This window comes from Bacillus sp. sid0103 (assembly GCF_019219025.1).
Genome location: NZ_JAHUWN010000027.1, coordinates 37,396 through 53,921 on the forward strand (window position 1 = coordinate 37,396; position 16,526 = coordinate 53,921).

The following is a 16,526-nucleotide window of genomic DNA, read 5'->3' on the forward strand; positions in this document are numbered from 1 at the left end:
TAAAACAGGAGAAAAAACCAACCTTTCGTAAAATGTCCTTTTTTTCAAAAGCACTTTATTACTAAAAAAGTAGACCTTAAAGTATAATAATGTATATATTAGCATCTTGAGAAGGAGCATACATCATGGGTTATATTGTTTATTTTATTCTAATCATGATAATTCCAATATTTGTGCAGATGTATTTAAGAAATACCTATTCGAAATTTTTAAAAGTGGGAGCCTCTGCAGGATTAACAGGAGCCCAAGCAGCTAGAAGAATCTTAAATGAACACGGTTTGTACGATGTTTCCGTCGAAGAAGTCAGAGGTCACTTATCGGACCACTATGATCCAAGAAGTCGTTGTGTTAGACTTTCCTCGACGAATTACCATGGCACTTCCATTGCAGCAATTTCTGTTGCGATTCACGAGGTTGGACACTGTCTCCAGCAAAAAGATGGATATGTCCCATTACGTGTTAGACATGCATTAGTACCTGTGGCGAATATCGGCTCGAATTTTTCATTTATCTTAATTTTAATTGGTGTCCTCCTATCATCTGCCAACCTTTTATTACTTGGAATCATAGCTATGGGCGCGGCCGTACTATTTCAGGTGGTTACCTTGCCTGTTGAATTCAATGCGAGTTCTAGAGCGCTGAATGTAATGGTTGGTTCGGGTCTGATCAGAAATGATGAAGAGTATCGTGCAAAGAAAGTACTCAATGCTGCTGCCTTAACATATGTGGCTGCAACAGTAGTAGCCGTTGCGGAGTTACTTCGTTTTGTTCTTATGTTTACTGGTATGCAAAATGATGAGGATTAAAAATTAAAACCGCCATCCTATAATGGGATGGTGGAAATATCTTTAATCTGTTTACATAATATTGTTATTGTCAAATAAATATGATTTATCATATTCATTTGAACTATTTCAGATCTAAACTGGTTCGATGGTTTGAAATACGGAGCGGCAACAGGAAATTTGCAAAAAAAATTCAACGTTCACCTGCGTTAAAGATGCATATCATTATTCCTTCATGTATAATGAAAACCCACTCAGATACCCTTTAAGTTCAAACATGGTATACTGTGCTATAGAATAATGGCTTATAAAGTGAGAATGCATCATAGGAGTGTGTTTTATGAATTACAAAGTTGTCATCTTAGATATAGACGGAACCATCCTCCCGCATGGAAAAACACTTAGTCACGCCACAAAGGATGCCATCCAGCGGTTAAAGGAGAAACAAATGAAAGTGGTAATTGCCACTGGGAGAGCACCATATTTTACAGAGTCGATTCTTCAAGAAACCGGAGTCGATTCGATGGTCTTTTTTAATGGTTCCTATGCCTACCATGAAGGAAAAGAAATATACAAAAGTGCCATTGAGAAACCTGTATTAGAGAAAGTTCATCAATTGTCTAATGATTTTCAACATCCTCTTACCTATTTGAGCAAAACAAGTTTTAAAGCAACCGACCTAAGCCATCCATTTGTTTTGGAAGCCTACCAGCATGATCCATGGAAGCCTGAGCTTGCTCCGCCGCAATTTTGGACTGACCAAGAAATTTATCAATTGTTTCTTCATTGTGATGTTGAGGAAGAACAGCATTATCAAACAAAGGTTCCGGAACTAGATTTCCGCCGATGGAGTTCAGGTGCTCGAACCTGTGATGTGAATTTGTCAAATTCAAACAAGGCTGTTGGTCTCAGTAAACTATTAGAAAAGCTTGGGATTGCTCCTAATGAAGCAGTTGCCTTTGGGGATGGATTAAATGATATGGAAATGCTGTCTTTGGTCGGAATGGGCGTCGCAATGGGAAATGCCCGCGAAGAGTTAAAAAAAGTGGCCAATATGGTGACCCTCTCAGCAGAAGAAGACGGTGTCCGCTATGGATTAGAGCGCCTCGGTTTAATTTGAACGGAGTGCTCTTTTCTGATTTCAATATTGCAATTGGGAGATAAGGAGTGGGAGAAAATGAATTTATCTTATGAAGTGATCTCGGATGAAGAAATAGAAAAATGCCGAGATTTATGCAATGAACTGATGGCTTTTCAAAAGTCGAGAGCGTACATAACACCAGAATTGTTTGATAGCATGAATTTTGACACCCGGATGGTTCCTTCCATAAATAGCGCCATTCACAATTATATTGTGATCGTAAAAGACGGGGATCAAAGCGTTGGGTATGTATATTCCAATATCTCTCCCAAAGAGGCCTATTCCAATGACTTTGCCACTTTTTTTGACCTTTCTTCGGTAGGAAGGCAGAATGTAGGTTGTTTATCGCAATTTTATATTAAGGAAGAATACCGCAAGTACGGGGTTGGTTCTAAACTTTTCAAGATGTCGATGGAATGGTTAAATCAATTTGATGAGGTTGAAGATTATTTTATATTTGTCTCTAATGGAAATAATGACGCGCTGGAATTTTATAAACGCAAAGGATTTTCTGTAAGCCATGAGATTTTGGATGGATTTATAACTGTTTTACGAAGCAAAAAGCAATAATAAAAGCTTGTAGGATATGTCCATATGGACTTATATCTACAAGCTTTTTATATGTATTGAACGTCTTTTTAATTTTCACATCCATTCCTCAGCGATGGAGCTGTTATCAGCAATCGTGAAGGCTGCATTGGTGATGGCTTGTGCTAATGTATCGCCTGTCTCACATATGTTATTAAAGCGAACTTCGGAGTCCCCATTGGTTGTATAGGTGAACCCGAAATCCTTTAACTTTTCAACGATGAGCATCGCATGGTCAAGATTTTGCTCTGGTTGAAAATCAGCAACAGGAATGAATGTCCCCGTTTCATAATCGAACCATCTGTCCCATCTATTTAACTTCCAACCTAGTATTCTACGAGCAATAATTTCTACTTGGTTCATTTCTTTCTGTCTCCTTTTCTCTGTATGTGATTATTTTACCATTTTCATCGAGCCGGCCCTGCAAAATCATTTTCAATTTAATGACACTTCTTTGTGTTTGTACTAGTTGTATCTTTACTTTAGATGACAGGATTAGTGCCGATGATGACCGTGGCGTCCAATTCATCATTTCTGGTTGCTTTCGGGATCAGCCCGTTATGAGAAAAAATTTCAAAGGTTTGGGTTGCTTGTTGTTCGCTCGTTTCTACCAAAAGGTGCCCTCCTGGAGCTAACCAGAGAGGTGCTTCTTTCGCTAACATACGCTGTAGGTCAAGTCCGTCTTTTCCTCCGTCAAGGGCCAGTTTTGGTTCATATATGCGAGCCTCCCGAGGAAGCAACTTGATGGACTCGGTAGGTACGTAAGGAGCATTTGCAACTATGATTTTCACACGGCCTTGAAGGGAACAGGGTAGAGCTTTATACAAATCTCCTTGAAAAACGTGGCCACCGAAAGCTGATATGTTGCCGCCAGCACAGCGTACCGCAGCGGGGTCGAGGTCAACAGAGTATAACACTACTTGGCCTAAAGTTGCTGCAAGTGCAGCACCTACAGCTCCTGACCCGCAACACATATCAACAACGATATCCCCTAAACAAGTAAGCGTTTGTGCCTGGCGGACAAGAAACTCTGTTCGTTGGCGAGGCACGAAGACTTCCGAGTCTATCTTTATCCTCAGACCACAGAATTCTGTGTACCCAATAACGTGTTCAACTGGTAATCCCCCGACTCGCATTTCGACCATTTTCTTAAGTTCATCCATTGTCTGTGCTTCAGAAATAAGAAGTAGAGCCTCTTCTTCTGCAAAGACACAACCAGAGGTACGGAGCCTATGAATTATTTTTTCGACAGTTTGGTCATCCATATAGAATTTAAATTGCTTTACTATAAATACCACCCATTCTTTCCCTATAAGTTGTGCAAATATCAATTCAATAAAACACTGTCTAGGACCTTTTATATTTTCTGGTTTCGGTAAAATAAGAGGCTCTTTTATTACCCCCCTCTAATAATTATTCCGTTTCGGTAAAATAAGACGCCCCTTTTTTACCCTACCATATTAAATCAACTAACTTCGGTAAGATAACCGACTCTTTCTTACCTTACCACATCAAATCAGCTCGCTTCATTAAAATAAGACGACTCTTTCTTACCCTACCACATCAAATCAGCTCGCTTCGATAAAATAAGACGACTCTTTCTTACCCTACCACATCAAATCAACTCGCTTCGGTAAAATAAGACGACTCTTTCTTACCCTACCACATCAAATCAACTCGCTTCGGTAAAATAGACGCACTCTCTAAGCCTAGTTACCCCACAGAAAAAAGGACTACCTGCGATAAGTAGTCCCTTAGCCTTTGTTTTACAATATCCCTTTTAACAGTTCCACCACTTGATCAATTTCATCTTTAGTCGTATCCCTGCCTAAACTAAAGCGAATAGCACCCATTCCAATTTCTTCAGGAACATCCATCACCTTTAAAACCGGTGATAATTCAATACTGCCGGCATGACATGCTGAGCCATTGGATGCAGCTAGTTGAGGAATCGCATTTAACAGATCTTGACCTACTTTTCTAACAAAACTGACATTCAATGTATTCGGGAGACGGTCCTCCGGATGGCCATTCAATACTACTAGTTCCCCGAACGCATCTTTTAATCGCGACCAAAAATACTCGGTCAATTCCTTTACTAGAAAATTTCCTATATATTGCTCTGCTAGTTCACAGGCCTTACCTAAACCTACCGCCAGTAAAGTATTTTCTGTACCTGCCCGAAGACCAAATTCATGCCCCGCTCCATGGATGAGAGGTTCGAGCTGAATTCCCTCTCTGATATACAACGCACCAATTCCTTTTGGTGCATAGAGTTTATGGCCAGCAATTGTAAGCATATCCACATTCAATTCATCCACCTTCACACGGACTTTTCCAACCGATTGGGAAGCATCCGTATGAAAAACGATCCCATGCTTTTTAGCTATCTCCCCAATTTCCTTGATCGGCTGCAGGGTACCTGTTTCATTGTTGGAGTGCATAATCGAAATCAGAATGGTTTCTTTTGTAATAGCTTTTTTTATTTCTTCTAGTGTAACCTTCCCATACCGGTCAACGTCTACATATGTGACCTTTGCCCCAAATTGTTCAAGAAATTTGCAAGGATTCATTATCGCAGGATGTTCAATTTTAGAAGTAATGATATGATTACCTTTATGCCGATTTTTAAAATAAAAACCCTTTATCGCAAGATTGTTGGCTTCACTTCCCCCGCTTGTAAAAATAACTTCTTTTGGGGAACAGTCAATTAATTCGGCCACCTGTACTCGGGCTTGATGTAATATATTTTTCACCGGTAACCCTGCCCAATGTAAGGCCGACGGATTCCCATAAAAATGCTCCAGGAGCGGCTTCATCGTTTCGGCTACTTCAGGTGCTATCGGTGTACTGGCATTGTAATCAAGATAAATTTTTTCCATCCTATGACTCCTTCCTTCCCCTTAGATTGAAACTGGTACCTTTGCACTGCTGCTTATAAATTCTTTGAATAAATTGTTCATGGCAAGGTCTTTATTCGCCATTGATTCAGGATGCCACTGAACACCGACCGTAAATGTGGTTGGATGGATATACTCAACCGCTTCAACGATCCCGTCAGATGATTGGGCAACGACACAAAGATCATTGGCTACTTTATCGATTGCTTGATGATGCAGACTATTCACACGCACTCGTTCAGATCCAATGATTTCAAATAATTTACTATTTGTGGAGAGAGTCACCCAGTGTGTATCCCTACTTCTCTCTATTTTTTGTGAATGTTGAATTGAATCATTGACTTGACTCGGGATGTCCTGGATTAACGTCCCGCCAAGGGCGACATTCAAAATTTGAACACCTCTGCAAATGGCAAGCAGTGGGATGTTGTTTTCAAGTGCATATTTCACGATTGCAATTTCTGCCAAGTCCCTCTCCGGTGTTGTTGGACCTAAATTGTGATGTGGCTCCTGACCAAAAAGGTTTGGATCAACGTCCTCTCCCCCGCTGAGGATAATTCCGTCGCATAATGCAAGCGTTTCTATTGATATCTCAGGGTTAATGTAGGGAAGGATAATCGGTACTCCCCCATTGGCAGCAACACTTTTATGATAATCATGGTGCACATAGACACCTTCCATAAATTCGTTATGTTTCACATAGGCACCTGTTATGCCAATAATTGGTTTCTTGTTCAAATTTCTTCCCCCTTAAACTTTGTAACACTATCATCATAATTCTAACACATTCATACGATAAGTTATTATTTTTGAAGGTGTCCATCCTTCAAATCCAAATTTCTTCAAAAAAATTTACATAATCTTTATTCGAACTTCATAGATTACTATGTATGGCAACCATACAATTATTTTAGATTGGAAAAGGATGGAGATAAAATGGAGTATGTTCTTTACAATGGCAAGAAATACTTAATTCTTTATAAGTACACTTCGGGATATTGCGAAATTAAGGAAGTAGATAGTCTACATAATATACAATTGGTTCATTCATCAGAATTAACGGACCTAAACTAATAAAAGCTGGAAAAGGTAATCTAACCTTTTTCAGCTTTTTTTGATTTAACAGGCTGATACAATTGAAGAGATGATATGCCGAGAATCCCATTGCCCATCTGAAAAAGCAATAATGGGGTACTTTTTTGGAAAAAGCATTTGAGTAATCTCATCTATGGAGCGCCCTTCATTGTAGAGATTTTCCACTTCGCCAGAAAGATTTTCAAGATAATCTAACTTTTGCTTCATCCTGCTTTTACCATCCTCAATATACCCACTATGCGCACAGTACAGCGACTGAAAATCATAGGTGAGCAGTGTACGTAATGAATGGATAATCACAGGGATCGATTCGCTGTCCATAATGACTTTCGTTCGTGTTGTTACGAATAAATCACCCGAAAATAATCGGCCTGATTCTTCATGAAAGAATGAGACATGATCATCGGCATGTCCAGGTGTATAGATCACTTTCCATTCTTGATTGCGGGATTGAACTTTTTCCCCAAGCGGTAAGGCATCAAAGGGCGTCCGTACTCCCCAGGTAAGTTGTCGGTACTTTGGATAGGGACAATGCTGATTACAAATAGGAATACCGTTTGGATGGACATAGATTGGAACATGCTTATGCTTTTGAATCCATGGCGCTAGACCGGAATGGTCTTCATGGCTATGCGTTAACGTGACCAAATCAATACTTTGCTGCTCATAAATTGGGATTAGTTCTGATTCAAGACATTGGGTTCCTGTATCAATTAGCATTCCATCAACCAAAAAAGAATAAACCGTTCCTAATTTGAGACCAGCGCTTTGAACATTCCCCTCAATACATAAAACTTCTTCATTCGTAAACACGTTTATCATAATTGAGACCTGCACCTCTCTTTTTTTAATTTTCCGAATATTTAATATAACTGTATCGAAAAATGAATGAATAATCAATCATATTTTCCTGAAGAAAATTAATCCTATTTATGAATATTTGGCCACATTTTCTCAAATTATATGAAGAAAAAGGTGGGTTACTCATGAATAATTGGCATCTCATTTTAGCTGGAGCTGTATTGTTAATCTTAATCGTTGGTTTAGTTGTTACTTTAGGTACAGGAAGAATGGTTAGTACTAAATCGGGGGAATTCGATACACAAATCAATGAGGGCACACAACGACATCCTTATTTACTAAATCCGGTGTTTCTTGTCTGGATTATCGCAATGACAGCTATCATAATTTATATCATCTATCTAGGCTTTAATTACTATTGATGCAAAAATCGAGCGAAAGGTTGTCCCGTTTTGTTAACTGGAACTACCTTTCGCTCTTTGTCTTATTCTGCCGGAGCATGTTCCACAGCGATTTGGTATGCATCCAATATCGCTTCACTTTCGGAGGGATCATTAATACCCACTAAATCTTGATTCCCTTCCACTCCTTCTATTTTCATGACGATGGTTTCATCCTTAGCCTTTAATAACGCATAGGATTCATCCTCCATATCAAATAATGCTTCTACAGCATAATCTTTAAGATTACCGAGGTCATCTTCAATCGTTATATAATCACGTGGTTCATCACGTTTCATTATCTCTCACCTCATCAATATTGTCCCCTTAACGAAGTAAGTACAAGATGGGAATATATTGTTATTACTATCTGGGAATAATAAAAAAGAGAAGTGATTATTTTAGCAGACAAAATAAATGAAGCAGTTACACCACAAATGCATAAGGAATTGATAAGTAATGTGGGTTTACCAAGAACATTGGTACAACAAATAGTGGGTTTCAAAATTGAAATTTTTAATGAGGGCTGCTAATAACTCCTGGGTCTCTTCTATTTCCCTGTAATAATAGGAATCATATGAGAGGTTTCCGAAAAAACAACCAGGTCTTGTTGGTAAAAAATTTATAGGGGGTTCTTTTTGTTGTAGAACTTGGAGGCATAAGTTGTTTAGGTCTTGTAAATTTTCCTTGGTCACTTCTTGCGAGAAACAAGGCTCATCTTCCCCATTATGGAGGTTTTCAACAAACCAATTATGGATTTGATTGGCTTTTCGCCAGTAGGCCACTTCTTCATAAATACTCGACCAAGATGAATCATACTCCTTAAAATGTTTAATGTGCGGCTTCAGCTTTTCATAGATTTCATCTTGCTCTGCTTTATGCTTACCCATTTCTGCACTCGCTTTAACAATCTCGTCATAGCTCATCCCAGTGATCTTAGGTAAAGAAAATAAATACATATCCAGTCCCATTTTCTAACTCCTTTTTCTAATTTATTAGCTGTAAACATATAGTAATACATCCACTATTATCCTATCATAAAAAAACTCCATCACTGCCTACTTCATATGAACAAATATTGAATTTTTCGACATTATTCTATATAAACTACTATTCTTTCTTGATAAAATGAAAATCAAATGAAGAAGGGGTTCATCCTTCAGAAAGAAAGAGGTTTAAATGTGTCACATACTCCCAAAAATTCAAAACCAGCTTGGATACAGAGTTACATAGATTCACCAGAAAAGCAGCAACAGTTGTATCGGCGGACATTGCTGATTGTGGTCATCTCACAAATTTTCGGTGGAGCTGGACTTGCTGCTGGTATTACTGTTGGTGCACTCCTTGCCCAAGATATGTTAGGGTCGGATCAGTATGCAGGCATTCCAGCAGCATTATTAACGTTTGGCTCTGCTGGGGCAGCGCTGCTAATCGGTCGCGTCTCCCAACGTTTTGGACGCCGGATAGGACTTGCGGGAGGTTTCTTGACCGGCGGAATCGGTGCAATTGGAGTCATTGTTTCTGCCATTACTAGTAATATATTTCTGCTATTTACTTCACTATTGGTCTACGGTGCGGGCTCTGCCTCAAACTTACAAGCGCGCTATGCAGGAGTTGACTTAGCAAAACCTACACAGCGAGCTACAGCTGTCAGCATCGCAATGGTTTCAACGACCTTCGGGGCTGTGGCAGGACCAAACTTGGTGGATGTCATGGGTCAATTTGCAGTCTCTATTGGTGTTCCTGCTCTTGCTGGTCCCTTCATTCTAGGGGCGGCAGCCTTTCTTCTTGCAGGTTTAGTCCTATTAACTTTTTTGCGCCCAGATCCTCTGATTGTTGCCAACGCCATTGTAGATAGGCAGGTCATCGACAGGAGTAATCCTATTGAGAAGCAATCTAGTAATCTGGCAATCAATAAACGAGGAATTGTTGTCGGAGCTACCATCATGGTGTTAACTCAAATTGTCATGACCTCAATTATGACCATGACACCTGTTTACATGAAACATCATGGACATGGTCTGAGAGAAGTTGGAATGGTCATCGGCTTCCATATTGGCGCCATGTATCTTCCTTCTCTCGTGACTGGAATCCTCGTGGATAAAATTGGACGGACCGCTATGGCCATTGCTTCAGGTGCTACTCTCCTTACAGCAGGTATTCTTGCTGGTAGTACACCTGCTGATTCCATGTTTACCCTCATCATCGCGCTTTCATTGCTCGGGCTTGGCTGGAATTTTGGTTTAATAAGTGGCACCGCACTGATCGTCGATTCCACTCACCCCTCAACCCGTGCCAAAACACAAGGGACGGTAGATGTCTTGATTGCTTTAGCAGGTGCTTCTGGGGGAGCCCTATCCGGAATGGTGGTCGAGCAGACGAGTTACGCAGGGCTCTCATTTGCTGGCGGAATTCTTTCCCTCCTCCTTATTCCAGTCGTTATCTGGTCACGTAGCAATCAAAGAATAACTGAAAAAAGCTAAGTAGAAGAAATAGGATCTCTGGAAATGACATCCTATTTTTTTTGTTATTTTTAAAAAAATATTTAAAAATTCACTATTTCACAATTAAATTTATTTTCGGAATTTTATATGTGTGGTATAGTCATAGAAAAGAAAAAATGGAGTGATAAAAATGAAATTGCAAGTCCACCGTTCGTATAATTTCAATGCGGGGCCATCCGCGTTACCCATTTCTGTATTAGAAAAAGCTCAGGCAGAACTGATTGATTTTCGAGGTACGGGAATGTCGGTCATGGAACTTAGCCACCGCAGCAAAGCTTATGAAGAAGTACATAATCAGGCAATTGACAACTTAAAAGAGCTGCTGTCGATTCCGGATACACATGAAGTACTCTTCTTGCAAGGTGGTGCTAGTCTTCAGTTTTCAATGATTCCGATGAATTTTTTACAAACTGGAAAAAAGGCTGGATATGTCATGACTGGTTCTTGGTCAGAGAAAGCTTTTACCGAGGCTAAACTTTTTGGTGAGGTTTACCATGCGGCTTCTACGAAAGAGAGCAACTATCGTAGTATTCCTGCGCTTGATCAATTACAATACGATTCATCTGACGCATATGTACATCTAACTTCAAACAATACAATTTATGGTACACAATGGAAGGACTTCCCAGACACTGGTGATGTTCCATTAATCGCAGACATGTCGAGTGATATTCTGTCTAAGCCAATTGATGTTAGCAAGTTTGCGCTTATTTATGCTGGTGCCCAAAAAAACCTTGGCCCTTCAGGCGTAACCGTTGTGATTATTCGTAAGGATTTGCTTGAACAAGCAAACACGAATATTCCAACAATGTTAAAATACAGCACCCATTCTAAAAATAATTCATTGTACAACACACCACCTACTTTCGGCATTTACATGCTCGGAGAGGTTCTAAATTGGGCCCGTGAATTGGGCGGTTTGACTGCCATTGCTGAGCTAAATGAAAAAAAAGCAAACTTGATTTACGATACAATCGATGCTAGTAATGGTTTTTACATTGGCCATGCGTTACCGGAAAGCAGATCTCTCATGAATCTTACTTTTAACTTAGCTTCGAAGGACTTAGAAAAGAAATTCCTTGAGCAAGCGAAACAAGAAGGCTTCGTTGGTGTAAACGGACACCGCTCAATCGGCGGATGCCGCGTATCTGCGTATAATGCTGTACCAGTGGAAGCCTGCCAGGCATTTAAAGAATTTATGATTCAATTCCAAGCAGAAAATAGCTAAAGAAAAATCACCCTCTCATTTTGTTAAGAGGGTGATTTTTTCATCTTTCTATTTATCGACCGTCGACTACTTCTTTCAATATTTCATACGAACGTTTTTGTTTTTCCGTGTCATAAATATAGGATACCGCCATGAGTTCATCAACGTGATAATACTCCTGGAATTTCGTCCATTGTTGGCGGACAGTTTCCTTACTTCCAATCAATGTCACACTTTGCTTCGATGCGGCCATTTCCTTTTCCATCGGGGTCCAAATCTCATCCAGGCTTTCAACTGGCGGTTGTAACGGATTTTGTGTACCACGCACGACATTAAGGAAAAACTGCTGCATTGTGGTTGATAAGTATTGAGCTTCTTCATCAGTTTCAGCAGCAATGACATTTAAGCAAACCATCATATACGGTTTAGCTAAATATTCAGATGGCTGAAAACGACTCCGATAGATTGAGATCGCTTCTTCCATAAATCTTGGAGCAAAGTGGGACGCAAATACATAAGGCAGACCCAAACTCGCTGCTAAATAGGCAGAATCGGTGGAAGAACCGAGGATATAAATCGGAATATTCGTGTCAACACCGGGATAGGCTTTCACATAACTTTGCTGCTCTGCTGAACCAAAATAAGTGAGCAAGGCCTTCACATCATCCGGGAAAGTATAAACGGAATCATTTTTAGCGCGTCGCAGGGCGTTTGCCGTCATCATATCTGTTCCAGGTGCCCGGCCGAGACCTAAGTCGACGCGATTAGGATAAATGGTCGCTAAAGTTCCGAATTGTTCTGCGACCACTAGCGGGGAATGGTTTGGCAGCATGATTCCACCAGAACCTACCTGAATAGTATTTGTATGTTCTAACACATGTTTGATTAAAATCGATGTGGCTGAACTAACAAGTGTAGCTGTATTATGATGTTCTGCGATCCAATAGCGTTGATAGCCCATCGTTTCAACTTCCTGCGCCAATTCAACCATGGATTCAATCGCTTGCCTGGGACTTTGCCCCTTCCGAATCGGTGCTAAATTCAAGACAGATACAGGTATATGAATGGTTGTCATTTTATCATTCCTTTCCCTAAAGAGAATACTACTATAGTAACAATAGGAATACAGAAATCAAAAATAAATGCTCACCCTGGAGGTCTTTGTAATTTTTAAAAAAAGTTTAACAACTTTATTTTAATATCTCCCTTAACTCTTCTGTCATTTGTTCCACTAATTCAGGTCGGCCATGATATTGAGCAGGAGTATTTTGAAACAGTTGAATTCGCCAATCCCCTTCTCTTTTTACAACAACAAGTGTATGATGTGTGTTCACGTTTGCGTTAATATCCGCTTGCCCAGGAGGAACCATGCCTGCAATCGCTCGTAAAATGGCAATCTCGGAACTTAAAAGACGGACCTCTTTTACTTTACTTACAAATCGTGCGGTTGGATGATGTTCAAAGATTGGTTTTAGATGCGAAAATATTTCTTGTCTGCCAATCGTTTGACTTCCATCAAATCCTATACTCTCGCCATCATCCGTAAATAACGCTGCCATTCCCTTGGCACTGCGTTCATTCCACGCATCTATAAGCTTCTTATAAACTGCTTGCACTTCCATAGATATAAAATCTTCCATAATATAACAACTCCTCACAAAGCTCTAAATTTATCGTAAAACAAACCAGTCCTTCTAATCAACATTCTGGCAGTCTCCCACAAATAAAAATAGACCTCCACCTACTCCATAAATAGAGATAGGTAAAGGTCCATTATCTAATTTAGCGCAAACTGGTCAAATTTTTCTGAAAAAGTCGCTTCTTGTTTCATCTGCATTTCTTGTTGCTCTTTGATCTCCGACTTTCTATTTGTTTCAAATCTTTTCAATTTTTGTGTGGAGGTGTTATTTTCTCTTAATGCTTGGGTTATGAGAGGCGCAAGGACATGCGCGTCTTTCATTCCACAATTTATCCCGATTGCACCAGTTGGAGTCATTGTATGTGCAGCATCACCGATGATGACTAATCCATCCTTTACCCAAGTTTCAGAACGTGAACTTTGGACCTTTAAAGGGACAAAGTCATTCCACGATTGAAGGTTCTTTTCGACAAGCTGTTTTAATTCTGGAAAGCACTCGATTAAGGGTTTTAGAAATGGCTGCAATGCTTGTTTTCTTAATAAAGGAAAGGATCCTTCATCAATATTCCAGCCTATTTGAATGAATCCACCAGTTTGGGTAAACAAGGCTAATTGATGGCCATTGACAAGAACCATTCTTGTTGTTGGCTCCCAACCCTGAGGTGCAGGAACTTTGGCCCATAATACATCGTACCCATGCTTCATCTCAAACGTTGGGATATTCGCCAGTTTTCTCACTGTGGAATAACGGCCATCCGCCCCTACAACCACTGAACTTGCGATTATAATTTCTTGACCGTCCCTTACTGCTTTTACACCCGTAAAGACCCCGCGATCATCCTGGATCAATTCCGATACCGTGGTGTTATAAAGGAGGCGATAATTTTCAAATTGCTTTGACTCTTGAATGATTGCACTTAATAAATTCGCTTGCGGAACATGAATGCCTACATGATCCTCTCCGAGTGAAGGAGTAATAGTATTAACAAGATGGTTTCCGGCAAAAAATTGGACTTTTTCCATTTTCAGAAGCCCTAGTTCTTCAATCTTTTCAAACAATTGGTGTTCTTTTAAAATTGCTTCCGTTTCAGAAGTAATATGTTCCCCTCTAAATTTTCTATTTACTCCAGAAGATCGTTCAAGAACAATGGTTGATACACCATTTTTAGCCAATAGAAAACCTAATAATGTCCCTGCTGGTCCGCCACCCACAATAACAACATCTGTCTGCAGCATCATTATATTCACCTTCTGGTTAAATTTATATTTCAAAAAAGCTATTATCAAGAGTTTTCTTATAAGAATAAAAGTTAATTATAGAATAACAAAGATTACATTTCTGGTCAATTAAAAAAGGTCAGTCCCAGATGTTGCCAGGACTGACCTTTTATTCTGTAACCATTAATTTTTCCATCTCAATAATTCTTTTAAGATATTCAAATTCGTTATTGTCGAGAATATCGATTTCATTATTTGTGGCGAGAAGAATTTGATTTCGACACTTCGAGATTCTTTGAAGCATCGGATGGATTGTAAGGCTCGATAAATTTACAAAATCATATAAGTCAGTTAAACAAACAGGTAGTTTATACCCTTTATTACTGCTGGCTATTAACAGCCCGTTATCCCGGAGCTTGGATACGATGTTCGACCTAAAGTAATGATGATTGATTTTGTTCACCCGGATCGCGTTTAGATTATCGAGAATTTCTTGTGTATATACATATTCATTTGGATTTTCTCGCAGATTAAATAACAGAAACTTGAGTAAGTCGATCCTGATTTTTTCATCCAGGTCTTCACTCTTTTTATTTTTTTCAAGGTATTGAAGGGTCAAATTCACCGTTTGTTTAAAAATAACCTCATCAAACTCTGAGTCCTGATTCCTGGATATGTAATCATGTAAATAATTTTTATAGTTTTGCGGCCATAAATTAATCGCGATGATTTTCTTTTTGATGATTTTATTAAATAGAAGATAATGTTCCGAATCCTGGGTTTGATTATAACCTATCGCAATCGTCCCTGCGATTATATTCGCCAATTGAAGGAGGTTTTCTGATGTGCGATTGTTAAATCCAAAAGACGAATAATTAAATAAATCAGGAATACTTTTTTCGGTGATATAGGTCTTAAATTCAGTCATGAATTCCTTCGTACCCTGCTGATTTAAAACAAGATCGAGTTGGTCAAACGTTCGTTTTAAATCAGCATAGATCAATCGATTCATGTATTTTATAAACGTCTTTTCAAAAGTAATCCCGCTATCTTCTCTTATTTTTCTTTTGTCGATGACATAGGCATATATATTAAACGGTAACTCCTTCAGTTCATTTAATAGTTGAATTCTAAGATGAGGGTTGTCGATTCTGTCAGATTGCATTTCTTCGGTTTGAAAGTATTTTTGTCTAACCTTATCAACTTCACGTTCTAGCCATTCTTTATTAGACTCTTTTGCTAGAATAGCAACGATAATAAAGTGGGTCGAGACATCATTATTTTCAAAATCAAAACTATAATCACCAGACTCTTCCATAAACGCCAATTGGATATCGTCCATTCTCCCACCTCACCCAAATATTCTTTATTCTAATTTCAACAAAATAGGATTGAAAACCTTTAAAAAGTTAATATTTCCATCAGTTAAAATTTAAGGGTGGGCTTCAACAAGATAAACCGCAAGTGCATCGGTCTTTGCCGAATAACATCGAATAGGCAGAAGGAAATTCTTGATTCACTCGCTGGACTTCAAGTGCAAACTCCACTTCATTCTTAGGAACAGGCGATAAGGAATCAGCCTTTTTCTGGTTATCAATATGTGCTCCTGGTGGAACAAAACTACCTGGCTTAAGAGTAACTCCACCGGTAACAACGGCTCCAGAGGCGATGAAGCTCCCTTCTCCGATATGGGCATGATAAACAATTGTCTTAAACCCGATAAATGCTTTTTGATCAATCTGACAGGGACCATGGATCAGCGCCCCATGGGCACAGGAAACCTCGTCATCAATATAGATTGAGTATTTCTTTTGGTTAATCTCGATATGTTTGTTTTTTAAGCCGTGAAGGATTACACCATCTTGTAGATTACAGTTGCTTCCAATATAAAATGGCGTCCCTTCATCTGCACGAATACTGACAAAAGGACCGACAAACGTATTTTTCCGAATCGTGACATCGCCGACGATATAGGTGAACGGACTTAAAAAAGTCGTTTTATTAATTTTTGGAAAAATGGGAGTTGGATTTAGGGTAGTTATCGGGTTTGAACCTACATAGTAACTATAAATATTTAATGGACCATTTAGATGATTGGGATAATTCCACATAATACATTCCCCTCTTTCTCATAACTGGATTCATGATACATATACGTAGGTTTTGTAGAATAAGACCATTTTCCAGCGATAGAAATTGGTTCACCTG

18 protein-coding genes are annotated in these 16,526 nt (G+C 39.2%); 6 read left to right on the plus strand and 12 right to left on the minus strand.

Annotated elements, in window-relative coordinates; translation table 11 throughout:
* Positions 1-125: 125 nt before the first annotated feature.
* The 3 genes from KW850_RS24790 to KW850_RS24800 all read left to right on the plus strand — a co-directional run bounded on the left by KW850_RS24790 (position 126) and on the right by KW850_RS24800 (position 2,496).
* A complete protein-coding gene (locus KW850_RS24790; protein WP_218350435.1) occupies positions 126-806 on the plus strand; it encodes a zinc metallopeptidase in 681 nt (226 codons plus the stop codon).
* 319 nt (positions 807-1,125) lie between these two features.
* Complete coding sequence (locus KW850_RS24795) at positions 1,126-1,905, plus strand: Cof-type HAD-IIB family hydrolase (RefSeq protein WP_218350436.1); 780 nt, start codon at positions 1,126-1,128, stop codon at positions 1,903-1,905.
* 57 nt (positions 1,906-1,962) lie between these two features.
* Positions 1,963-2,496, plus strand: a complete 534-nt coding sequence (locus tag KW850_RS24800; protein ID WP_218350437.1) for a GNAT family N-acetyltransferase — start codon at positions 1,963-1,965, stop codon at positions 2,494-2,496.
* Between the two features lie 75 nt (positions 2,497-2,571).
* Here the strand turns inward: KW850_RS24800 and KW850_RS24805 are convergent, their stop codons facing one another.
* From KW850_RS24805 to KW850_RS24825, 5 genes are all read right to left on the minus strand, one after another.
* Positions 2,572-2,877 (minus strand): BC1872 family protein, encoded by a 306-nt coding sequence (locus KW850_RS24805; RefSeq protein ID WP_218350438.1) that lies wholly within the window; start codon positions 2,875-2,877, stop codon positions 2,572-2,574.
* A 119-nt stretch (positions 2,878-2,996) separates the two neighbouring features.
* Positions 2,997-3,779: a putative protein N(5)-glutamine methyltransferase gene (locus KW850_RS24810; RefSeq protein ID WP_218350480.1), complete on the minus strand. Its 783-nt coding sequence runs from the start codon at positions 3,777-3,779 to the stop codon at positions 2,997-2,999.
* A 501-nt stretch (positions 3,780-4,280) separates the two neighbouring features.
* Positions 4,281-5,396, minus strand: coding sequence for a cysteine desulfurase family protein (locus KW850_RS24815; RefSeq protein WP_218350439.1), 1,116 nt, complete (start codon positions 5,394-5,396; stop codon positions 4,281-4,283).
* Positions 5,397-5,417: 21 nt separating this feature from the next.
* Positions 5,418-6,152 (minus strand): gamma-glutamyl-gamma-aminobutyrate hydrolase family protein, encoded by a 735-nt coding sequence (locus KW850_RS24820; RefSeq protein WP_218350440.1) that lies wholly within the window; start codon positions 6,150-6,152, stop codon positions 5,418-5,420.
* Between the two features lie 381 nt (positions 6,153-6,533).
* Positions 6,534-7,331: an MBL fold metallo-hydrolase gene (locus KW850_RS24825; protein WP_218350441.1), complete on the minus strand. Its 798-nt coding sequence runs from the start codon at positions 7,329-7,331 to the stop codon at positions 6,534-6,536.
* Between the two features lie 164 nt (positions 7,332-7,495).
* On the opposite strand from KW850_RS24825, the gene KW850_RS24830 reads away from it, so the two are divergent.
* A complete protein-coding gene (locus tag KW850_RS24830) occupies positions 7,496-7,732 on the plus strand; it encodes a hypothetical protein (protein ID WP_218350442.1) in 237 nt (78 codons plus the stop codon).
* A 62-nt stretch (positions 7,733-7,794) separates the two neighbouring features.
* Here KW850_RS24830 and KW850_RS24835 read toward each other — a convergent pair whose 3' ends face one another.
* Both KW850_RS24835 and KW850_RS24840 read right to left on the minus strand, forming a co-directional pair.
* Complete coding sequence (locus KW850_RS24835) at positions 7,795-8,049, minus strand: DUF1292 domain-containing protein (RefSeq protein ID WP_218350443.1); 255 nt, start codon at positions 8,047-8,049, stop codon at positions 7,795-7,797.
* A 168-nt stretch (positions 8,050-8,217) separates the two neighbouring features.
* Positions 8,218-8,721, minus strand: coding sequence for a hypothetical protein (locus tag KW850_RS24840; protein WP_218350444.1), 504 nt, complete (start codon positions 8,719-8,721; stop codon positions 8,218-8,220).
* Between the two features lie 183 nt (positions 8,722-8,904).
* Here KW850_RS24840 and KW850_RS24845 point away from each other — a divergent pair, with 183 nt between their 5' ends.
* Together KW850_RS24845 and serC are read left to right on the plus strand one after the other, a co-directional pair.
* Positions 8,905-10,233: an MFS transporter gene (locus tag KW850_RS24845; RefSeq protein ID WP_308128847.1), complete on the plus strand. Its 1,329-nt coding sequence runs from the start codon at positions 8,905-8,907 to the stop codon at positions 10,231-10,233.
* A gap of 151 nt (positions 10,234-10,384) precedes the next feature.
* Positions 10,385-11,482: a 3-phosphoserine/phosphohydroxythreonine transaminase gene (gene serC, locus KW850_RS24850; RefSeq protein ID WP_218350446.1), complete on the plus strand. Its 1,098-nt coding sequence runs from the start codon at positions 10,385-10,387 to the stop codon at positions 11,480-11,482.
* 52 nt (positions 11,483-11,534) lie between these two features.
* Here serC and KW850_RS24855 read toward each other — a convergent pair whose 3' ends face one another.
* The 5 genes from KW850_RS24855 to KW850_RS24875 all read right to left on the minus strand — a co-directional run bounded on the left by KW850_RS24855 (position 11,535) and on the right by KW850_RS24875 (position 16,429).
* On the minus strand, positions 11,535-12,536 hold the full coding sequence (locus KW850_RS24855; protein WP_218350447.1) for an LLM class flavin-dependent oxidoreductase: 1,002 nt from the start codon (positions 12,534-12,536) through the stop codon (positions 11,535-11,537).
* Positions 12,537-12,651: 115 nt separating this feature from the next.
* Positions 12,652-13,101: an SgcJ/EcaC family oxidoreductase gene (locus KW850_RS24860; RefSeq protein WP_218350448.1), complete on the minus strand. Its 450-nt coding sequence runs from the start codon at positions 13,099-13,101 to the stop codon at positions 12,652-12,654.
* Positions 13,102-13,238: 137 nt separating this feature from the next.
* Positions 13,239-14,339: an FAD-dependent monooxygenase gene (locus KW850_RS24865; RefSeq protein ID WP_218350449.1), complete on the minus strand. Its 1,101-nt coding sequence runs from the start codon at positions 14,337-14,339 to the stop codon at positions 13,239-13,241.
* A 148-nt stretch (positions 14,340-14,487) separates the two neighbouring features.
* On the minus strand, positions 14,488-15,660 hold the full coding sequence (locus KW850_RS24870; RefSeq protein WP_218350450.1) for a DUF3800 domain-containing protein: 1,173 nt from the start codon (positions 15,658-15,660) through the stop codon (positions 14,488-14,490).
* A gap of 103 nt (positions 15,661-15,763) precedes the next feature.
* Positions 15,764-16,429: an LbetaH domain-containing protein gene (locus KW850_RS24875; protein WP_218350451.1), complete on the minus strand. Its 666-nt coding sequence runs from the start codon at positions 16,427-16,429 to the stop codon at positions 15,764-15,766.
* Between the last annotated feature and the right edge of the window lie 97 nt (positions 16,430-16,526).

Excerpts from the sequence above, each read along its gene's own strand:
- KW850_RS24800 (WP_218350437.1), top strand. The coding sequence starts at position 1,963 with ATGAATTTATCTTATGAAGTGATCTCGGATGAAGAAATAGAAAAATGC.
- KW850_RS24865 (WP_218350449.1), bottom strand. The coding sequence starts at position 14,339 with ATGATGCTGCAGACAGATGTTGTTATTGTGGGTGGCGGACCAGCAGGG.
- KW850_RS24810 (WP_218350480.1), bottom strand. The coding sequence starts at position 3,779 with ATGGATGACCAAACTGTCGAAAAAATAATTCATAGGCTCCGTACCTCT.
- KW850_RS24805 (WP_218350438.1), bottom strand. The coding sequence starts at position 2,877 with ATGAACCAAGTAGAAATTATTGCTCGTAGAATACTAGGTTGGAAGTTA.
- KW850_RS24835 (WP_218350443.1), bottom strand. The coding sequence starts at position 8,049 with ATGAAACGTGATGAACCACGTGATTATATAACGATTGAAGATGACCTC.
- KW850_RS24855 (WP_218350447.1), bottom strand. The coding sequence starts at position 12,536 with ATGACAACCATTCATATACCTGTATCTGTCTTGAATTTAGCACCGATT.
- KW850_RS24870 (WP_218350450.1), bottom strand. The coding sequence starts at position 15,660 with ATGGACGATATCCAATTGGCGTTTATGGAAGAGTCTGGTGATTATAGT.
- KW850_RS24815 (WP_218350439.1), bottom strand. The coding sequence starts at position 5,396 with ATGGAAAAAATTTATCTTGATTACAATGCCAGTACACCGATAGCACCT.
- KW850_RS24790 (WP_218350435.1), top strand. The coding sequence starts at position 126 with ATGGGTTATATTGTTTATTTTATTCTAATCATGATAATTCCAATATTT.
- serC (WP_218350446.1), top strand. The coding sequence starts at position 10,385 with ATGAAATTGCAAGTCCACCGTTCGTATAATTTCAATGCGGGGCCATCC.
- KW850_RS24840 (WP_218350444.1), bottom strand. The coding sequence starts at position 8,721 with ATGGGACTGGATATGTATTTATTTTCTTTACCTAAGATCACTGGGATG.
- KW850_RS24795 (WP_218350436.1), top strand. The coding sequence starts at position 1,126 with ATGAATTACAAAGTTGTCATCTTAGATATAGACGGAACCATCCTCCCG.
- KW850_RS24830 (WP_218350442.1), top strand. The coding sequence starts at position 7,496 with ATGAATAATTGGCATCTCATTTTAGCTGGAGCTGTATTGTTAATCTTA.
- KW850_RS24875 (WP_218350451.1), bottom strand. The coding sequence starts at position 16,429 with ATGTGGAATTATCCCAATCATCTAAATGGTCCATTAAATATTTATAGT.
- KW850_RS24825 (WP_218350441.1), bottom strand. The coding sequence starts at position 7,331 with ATGATAAACGTGTTTACGAATGAAGAAGTTTTATGTATTGAGGGGAAT.
- KW850_RS24860 (WP_218350448.1), bottom strand. The coding sequence starts at position 13,101 with ATGGAAGATTTTATATCTATGGAAGTGCAAGCAGTTTATAAGAAGCTT.